Origin of the sequence: Kitasatospora sp. SolWspMP-SS2h (assembly GCF_003259315.1) — a bacterium.
Lineage (GTDB): Bacteria > Actinomycetota > Actinomycetes > Streptomycetales > Streptomycetaceae > Kitasatospora > Kitasatospora fiedleri.
Window position 1 is genome coordinate 126,199 of record NZ_QLLT01000006.1, and the last position, 6,637, is coordinate 132,835.

The following is a 6,637-nucleotide window of genomic DNA, read 5'->3' on the forward strand; positions in this document are numbered from 1 at the left end:
CCGGCGCGGCCGGCGCGGACGGTGCGGTCAGAACAGGCTGACGGTGATCGTCACGGTGCTGCCCTGCTTGCCCGGCGTGTTCGCCGCCGGTGACTGGCCGGTGACCTTGCCGATCGGGATCAGCCCGGAGACCTGCGGCACGAACCCCGCGTCCTGGAGGGCCTTCGAGGCGTCATCCCGGCCCATCCCGGTGACGTCCGGCACCAGGTGCATGCCCTTGGAGACGGTCAGCGCCACCGCCGTGCCGGGCGACAGGCCGCCGCCCGCCGCCGGGTCGGTGGAGATCACCGAGCCCTTCGGCACGCTGTCGCTGAACTGCTCGCCGGTCGCGCCCGCCACCAGCCGGGCCCCTTCCAGCGCCTTGACGGCGTCCGCCAGCGGGCGGCCCGCCACGTCCGGCACCCCGACCCGCTCGGGGCCGCGCGAGAGCAGTACCTTGACCGGGTCGCTCTTGCGGACCCGGATGCCCACCCCCGGATCGGTGGAGATCACCTGCCCGGCCGCCACCGACTCGCTGAACTGCTCGCTGAACGCCCCGTGCAGGCCCTGCCCGTCCAGCGTCGCCGACGCCTGCTCCCGGTTCTGCCCCAGCACGCTCGGCACCGTCGCGTACACCGCGTTGGACAGCGTGTACGTCACCGCGCCGACCACCAGCAGCACCACCACCAGCACCGCCGTCCAGACCGCCGGGTGCCGGCCGAAGCCCGGACGGCGGGCCCGGCGCGGGCGGCGGGACCGCGCCGGGGCGTCGTCCTCCGCCGCCGGGCGCACCGGCGGCAGCAGTTCCGGCGGGACCTCCAGCACGCTGGTGCGCTCCAGCGGCGGGGCCGGCGGGAGCACCGCGGTGGCCTCGCCCGGACCGTAGCGCGGGGTGGGCCGGTTCGAGGCGGGCGGCTCGGCGTCCAGCTCGGCGTCCGGCAGCGAGCGGCGGGCCCGCTGCACCGCGGCCAGCAGCTCCACCGCGTCCCACGGCCGGGCCAGCGGGTCGCGGGCGGTCGCGGCGGCCACTATCGCGTCCAGCTCCGGGCCCACCGCGGGGGCGGTCCGGGACGGCGGCGGGACGTCCTCGTGCAGGTGGAGGTACATCACCTGGGCGGCGTTCTCCCCGGTGTGCGGCTTGCCGCCGGTCAGCATCTCGAACAGCAGGATGCCCGCCGCGTAGACGTCCACCCGCTGGTCGGTGGGCTCCTGGCGGATCTGCTCCGGCGCCAGGTACGAGACGGTGCCCAGCAGCTGCCCGGCCTCGGTGCCGGAGGTGACGGCCGAGTCGGCGCCCGCCAGCACCCGGACCAGGCCGAAGTCGGCGACCTTCACCAGGCCGGTGTCGGTGATCAGCACGTTCTCCGGCTTGACGTCCCGGTGCACCAGACCGGCCCGGTGCGCCGCGCCGAGCGCCGCCAGCACCGGCTCCAGCACGTCCAGCGCGGCCCGCACCGACAGCGCCCCGCGGTCGCGCAGCACGTCGCGCAGGTTCCGGCCGGGCACGTACTCCATGGCCATGAACACGGCCCGGGGGTCGGCGCCCTGGTCCAACACGTTCACCACGTTCGGGTGCGCGAGCCGGGCCACCGCCTTGGCCTCCCGGATGAAGCGCGCGGTGAAGTCGGCGTCCCCGATCAGCGAGGGGTGCATCAGCTTCAGCGCCACCGCCCGGTCCAGCCGGGTGTCGGTGCCCCGGTAGACGGTCGCCATGCCGCCCACCGCGATCCGCTGCTCAATCCGGTAGCGGCCGTCGAGCAGCACGCCGTGCAGGGGGTCGTCGAGGGTCATGTCCACCCGAGGAGTCTAGGGGCCGGACCGGTCGCCCACCGGGAGGGGCCGGATGTCGGGGCGGATCGGCGAACCGCCCCCGACCACGGGGACGCCCCCCGGCGGTGGCCGGTTCGCCCCCGGACGGGCGTGTCAGAACGCCGGGCGCTCCCGGGTGTCGGCCAGGCCCGCGCCGGGGGAGGACGCCTCGGCGTAGTAGCGGCGCGGAATCCGGCCCGCCCGGTGGGCCAGCCGGCCCGCCTCGGCCGCCTTGCGCATCGCCTCCGCCATCAGCACCGGGTCCTGCGCGCGGGTCACCGCGGAGGCCAGCATGACGGCGGAGCAGCCCAGTTCCATCGCCAGCGCGACGTCGCTGGCGGTGCCCGCGCCCGCGTCCAGCACCACCGGGACGCCCGCCGCCTCCACGATCAGCTGGAAGTTGTGCGGGTTGCGGATGCCCAGGCCGGAGCCGATCGGCGAGCCCAGCGGCATGATCGCCGCGCAGCCCACGTCCTCCAGCTTGCGGGCCAGCACCGGGTCGTCGTTGGTGTACGGCAGCACGGTGAAGCCGTCGTCGACCAGCGTCTCGGCGGCGTCCAGCAGCTCGATCGGGTCGGGCAGCAGGGTCCGCTCGTCGGCGATCACCTCCAGCTTCACCCAGTCGGTGCCGAGCGCCTCGCGGGCCAGCCGGGCGGTCAGCACGGCCTCGCCCGCGGTGTAGCAGCCCGCGGTGTTGGGCAGCACCCGGATGCCGTTGCGGGAGAGCACTTCCAGGACGGAGCCCTGGGTGGCGGTGTCGACCCGGCGCATCGCCACCGTGGTCAGCTCGGTGCCGGAGACCTTCAGCGCCTGCTCCAGCACCTCCAGGCTGGGGGCGCCGCCGGTGCCCATGATCAGGCGGGAGGAGAAGGGGGTGCCGGCGATGACCAGCGCGTCGTCCGCCATGGTTCAGCCTCCCTGGACGGCGGTGAGGATCTCGACCCGGTCGCCCTCGCCGAGCGCCGTGGCGGGCCACGAACTGCGGGGCACCACCGCCTCGTTGACGGCGGCGGCGACGCCGGTGTTGGCGGCCGACACCTCGGCCACCACCACGTCCAGCGTGGTGGCGGCGGGCAGGGTGCGCGGCGCGCCGTTGACGGTCAGGGCGATGGTGTTCATGCGGGGACCTTCGGGGTGAAGCGGCGGGGGGTGAAGTCGGCGGCCAGGGCGGGGAGTTCGCCGGTGGCCAGATAGTCGGCGAGCAGGTCGGCGGTGACCGGCGTGAGCAGCACGCCGTTGCGGTAGTGCCCGGTCGCGGCGACCAGGCCGTTCAGCGCGGTGGGGCCGAGCAGCGGCGCGTTGTCCGGGGAGCCGGGGCGCAGGCCCGCGCAGGTCTCCACCAGCGGCAACTCGGTGATCCCCGGGACGAGTTCGTGCGCGTCCCGGAGCAGCTCGTAGACGCCGCCCGCGGTGACGGTGGTGTCGTGGCCCTGCTCCTCGGTGGTCGCGCCGACCACCAGCTCGCCGTCGGCCCGCGGCACCAGGTACAGGTGCTGCCCGCGCACCACGGCCCGCACGTTGCGGGACAGGAACGGCGCGTACCGCCCGGGGATCCGCAGCCGCAGCACCTGGCCCTTGACCGGGCGGATCGCCGGCAGCACCCCCGGCGGCAGGCCCGGCAGCAGGTGGCTGCGCGAACCGCCGGCCAGCACAGTGCGCCCCGCCGTCAGCCGCTCCCCGTCCGACAGCCGGACGCCCGCCGCCCGCCCGCCCTCGACCAGCAGCTCGGCGGCCTCGGCCCGGTGGAACACCACGCCCAGCCGCTCCCCGGCGGCGACCAGCGCGGCGGCCAGCCGGCGGCCGTCCACCTGGTGGTCCGCGGCGACGTGCAGGCCGCCGCGCACGCCCGGGGCCAGCATCGGCTCCAGCCGGCGGCACTCCCGGCCGGTCAGCCACTCCGAGGCCAGGCCCAACCGGCCGTGGAAGGCGTGCAGTTCGCGCAGCTCCGCCCGGTCGTCGGCGTCCAGCGCGACGGCCAGCGTGCCGGTGGGCCGGTAGCCGGTGTCCAGCCCGGTCAGCTCGGTCAGCTCGGCGGCGAACGCGGCGTACCGCTCGTTCGACGCCAGGCCCAGGCGCAGCAACGGCTCCTCGCCGTACTGCAGTTCGGTGACGGGGGCGAGCATGCCCGCGGCGACCTGCGCCGCGCCGCCGCCCGGGTGCGGGTCGACCACCGCGACCGACAGGCCGCGCTGCGCGGCGCGCCAGGCGACCCCGAGGCCGATGATGCCCCCGCCGACCACCAGCACGTCCAACGCGCGGGAAGGTGCCACAGCGGCTGATTCTCCCTTCGCCGGCATGACCCGGATCAGGTTCGGACGGTCGCGGGCCGCCACAGCCCGCCTCTCAGCCCGGTGCGCCGGGCTCCCGTGTGACGTAGTACCTCCACCTTAACGCCGGGCCGACCGGCACCCGAAGGCGCGGGCGCGGGTGACCCCCCGCCGCCCCCGGGCGGCCCTGGGTAGGGTGGGCGCCGTGGCTGAGCTGAAGGCAACGGACCGGGTCGTCGTGGTCGGCGCGGGCATGGCGGGCGCCCAGACCGCCCTCAACCTGCGGCAGGGCGGCTGGCCGGGCCCGCTCGCCCTGGTCGGGGAGGAACCCCACCTCCCCTACGACCGCCCCCCGCTCTCCAAGGACGTGCTGCTCGGCAAGGCCGACGCCACCGCCTTCGAGATCGACTGGCCCGGCCTCGGCGTCGACCTGCTCACCGGCCGCCGCGCCACCGGCCTCGCCCCGGGCATCCTGCGCACCGACCGCGGCGACCTGCCCTACGACGCCCTGGTGATCGCCACCGGCGCCGCCCCCCGCACCCTGCCCCACCTGCCCGGCGCCCGCACCCTGCGCACCGTCGACGACGCCCGCGCGCTGCGCGCCGCCCTCACCCCCGGCCGCCGGATCGTGCTGGTCGGCGCCGGCTGGATCGGCGCCGAGACCGCCACCGTCGCCCGCGGACTCGGCTGCGAGGTCACCGTGGTCGAGGCCGCCGCCACCCCGCTGGCCGGCGCGCTGCCCGCCGAACTCGGCGCCCTGATGGCCGACTGGTACGCCGCCGCCGGCGTCGACCTGCGCTGCGGCGCGGCCGTCACCGGCACCGCCGACGGCGGGGTGCTGCTCGCCGACGGCACCCACCTGCCCGCCGACGAGGTCGTGGTCGGCGTCGGCGCCCGCCCCGCCACCGACTGGCTGGCCGGCGGCCCGCTCGCCCTCGCCCCCGACGGCACCGTCCCGGTCGACGACCGGCTGCGCACCGCCCTGCCCGGCGTCCTCGCGGCCGGCGACTGCGCCTCCTACCCCTCCGCCCGCTCCGGTACCCGGCTCGCCGTCCAGCACTGGGACCACGCCCTGCACTCCGGCGCCGCCGCCGCGGCCGCCCTGCTCGGCACCCTCGACGCCCCCTACGACCCCGTCCCGTACTTCTGGTCCGAGCAGTTCGGCCGCGTGGTCCAGTACGCCGGCCGCCACGCCGGGGCCGACCACCTGCTCTGGCGCGGCTCCCCGTCCGAGGGCGACTGGACGGTGCTGTGGCTGCGCGACGGCGCCCTGGTCGCCCTGCTCGCCGTCGACCGGCCGCGCGACCTGGCCCAGGGCCGCCGCCTGATCGAGCGCGCCGCGCCGCTCGACCCGGTGCGCGCCGCCGACCCGGCCGTCCAGCTGAAGGCCGCGGCGCGGTAGCCGGTGGGTAGGCTGGGGCCGTGAGCGAGATCGATCCCAAGACTGACGCCCTGGTCCCCGCGTGGCTGTACCTGCCCGACATCTCCGAGCGGTGGGGCGTGGTGATCACCGAAGTCCGCGCCATGGTGAAGAACCGCACCCTGCTGGCCGTCCGCCGCGGCCCCAACAACTCCCTCCAGGTCCCCGCCGACTTCATCGAGGACGACGGCCCGGTCAAGCACCTGGTCGGCACCCTCACCGTGCTGCGCGACTCCGGCTTCTCCGACCAGGAGATCCTGGAGTGGATGTTCACCGAGGACGACTCCCTGCCCGGCAGCCCGATCCAGGCCCTGCGCGAGAACCGCGCCACCGAGGTCAAGCGCCGCGCCCAGGCCATGGCCCTGTGACGGCCGTGCCCACCGCCCGGGAGCGGCTGGCCGACGCCCGGCTCTACCTCTGCACCGACGCCCGCCGCGAACAGGGCGACCTGCCCGCGTTCCTGGACGCGGTGCTCGCCAACGGCGTCGACATCGTCCAGCTCCGCGACAAGGGCCTGGAGGCCCGGCAGGAACTGGAGTACCTGGAGGTCTTCGCCGACGCGGCCCGCCGCCACGGCAAGCTGCTCGCCGTCAACGACCGCGCCGACGTCGCGTACGGCGCCCGGCCCGACGTGCTGCACCTCGGCCAGGACGACCTGCCGGTCCGCGTCGCCCGCCGCATCCTCGGCGAGGACGTGCTGATCGGCCGCTCCTGCCACAGCGCGGACGAGGTCGACACCGCGATCACCGAACCCGGCGTCGACTACTTCTGCACCGGCCCGGTCTGGCCCACCCCCACCAAGCCCGGCCGCCCCGCCCCCGGCCTCGACCTGGTCCGCCACGCCGCCGCCCGGCACCCCGAACGCCCCTGGTTCGCGATCGGCGGCATCGACACCGCCAACCTCGACCAGGTCCTGGCCGCGGGTGCCACCCGGATCGTCGTCGTCCGCGCCCTCACCGCCGCCGAAGACCCGGCCACCGCCGCCGCCACCCTCGCCACCCGCCTCCACTGACGCCCTCCCGGCCGGGCAAGCACCGCCGCCCCGACAGGGGCGCGGGGAACTGCGCGGTTCGGAGGGCACTTCGGCACGATCCGGTCGTCACGAGCCGGCCCCGCCCCCGGTCGGGAGCCGTGCCGGAGCCGTTCGCACTCCGTGCGGGCT

The 6,637-nt window shown here is 76.4% G+C and carries 7 protein-coding genes and 1 riboswitch; of the genes, 3 read left to right on the forward strand and 4 right to left on the reverse strand.

Annotated elements, in window-relative coordinates; all coding sequences use genetic code 11:
- Positions 1-27: 27 nt before the first annotated feature.
- The 4 genes from pknB to thiO form a co-directional block, all read right to left on the reverse strand.
- Positions 28-1,770, reverse strand: coding sequence for a Stk1 family PASTA domain-containing Ser/Thr kinase (gene pknB, locus K353_RS09440; protein WP_111553126.1), 1,743 nt, complete (start codon positions 1,768-1,770; stop codon positions 28-30).
- Between the two features lie 132 nt (positions 1,771-1,902).
- Positions 1,903-2,694: a thiazole synthase gene (locus K353_RS09445; protein WP_111553127.1), complete on the reverse strand. Its 792-nt coding sequence runs from the start codon at positions 2,692-2,694 to the stop codon at positions 1,903-1,905.
- Between the two features lie 3 nt (positions 2,695-2,697).
- A complete protein-coding gene (gene thiS, locus K353_RS09450) occupies positions 2,698-2,907 on the reverse strand; it encodes a sulfur carrier protein ThiS (RefSeq protein WP_100835818.1) in 210 nt (69 codons plus the stop codon).
- Complete coding sequence (gene thiO, locus K353_RS09455) at positions 2,904-4,058, reverse strand: glycine oxidase ThiO (protein ID WP_111553128.1); 1,155 nt, start codon at positions 4,056-4,058, stop codon at positions 2,904-2,906. The genes thiS and thiO overlap by 4 nt, the downstream gene beginning before the upstream one ends.
- Positions 4,054-4,166, reverse strand: a riboswitch (TPP riboswitch). (Overlaps the previous gene by 5 nt.)
- A gap of 85 nt (positions 4,167-4,251) precedes the next feature.
- On the opposite strand from thiO, the gene K353_RS09460 reads away from it, so the two are divergent.
- From K353_RS09460 to thiE, 3 genes are read left to right on the forward strand one after another with little or no spacing between them, the layout of a single operon-like run.
- Positions 4,252-5,457, forward strand: coding sequence for an NAD(P)/FAD-dependent oxidoreductase (locus tag K353_RS09460; protein WP_111553129.1), 1,206 nt, complete (start codon positions 4,252-4,254; stop codon positions 5,455-5,457).
- 20 nt (positions 5,458-5,477) lie between these two features.
- The gene (locus K353_RS09465) at positions 5,478-5,843 is read left to right on the forward strand and encodes an Rv2175c family DNA-binding protein (RefSeq protein WP_100835815.1); all 366 of its coding nucleotides are present in this window, start codon (positions 5,478-5,480) and stop codon (positions 5,841-5,843) included.
- Between the two features lie 5 nt (positions 5,844-5,848).
- The gene (gene thiE / locus K353_RS09470) at positions 5,849-6,487 is read left to right on the forward strand and encodes a thiamine phosphate synthase (RefSeq protein ID WP_111553243.1); all 639 of its coding nucleotides are present in this window, start codon (positions 5,849-5,851) and stop codon (positions 6,485-6,487) included.
- Positions 6,488-6,637 lie beyond the last annotated feature (150 nt).

Coding starts and splice junctions, on each gene's coding strand:
- pknB (WP_111553126.1), bottom strand. CDS start 1,770: ATGACCCTCGACGACCCCCTGCACGGCGTGCTGCTCGACGGCCGCTAC.
- K353_RS09445 (WP_111553127.1), bottom strand. CDS start 2,694: ATGGCGGACGACGCGCTGGTCATCGCCGGCACCCCCTTCTCCTCCCGC.
- thiS (WP_100835818.1), bottom strand. CDS start 2,907: ATGAACACCATCGCCCTGACCGTCAACGGCGCGCCGCGCACCCTGCCC.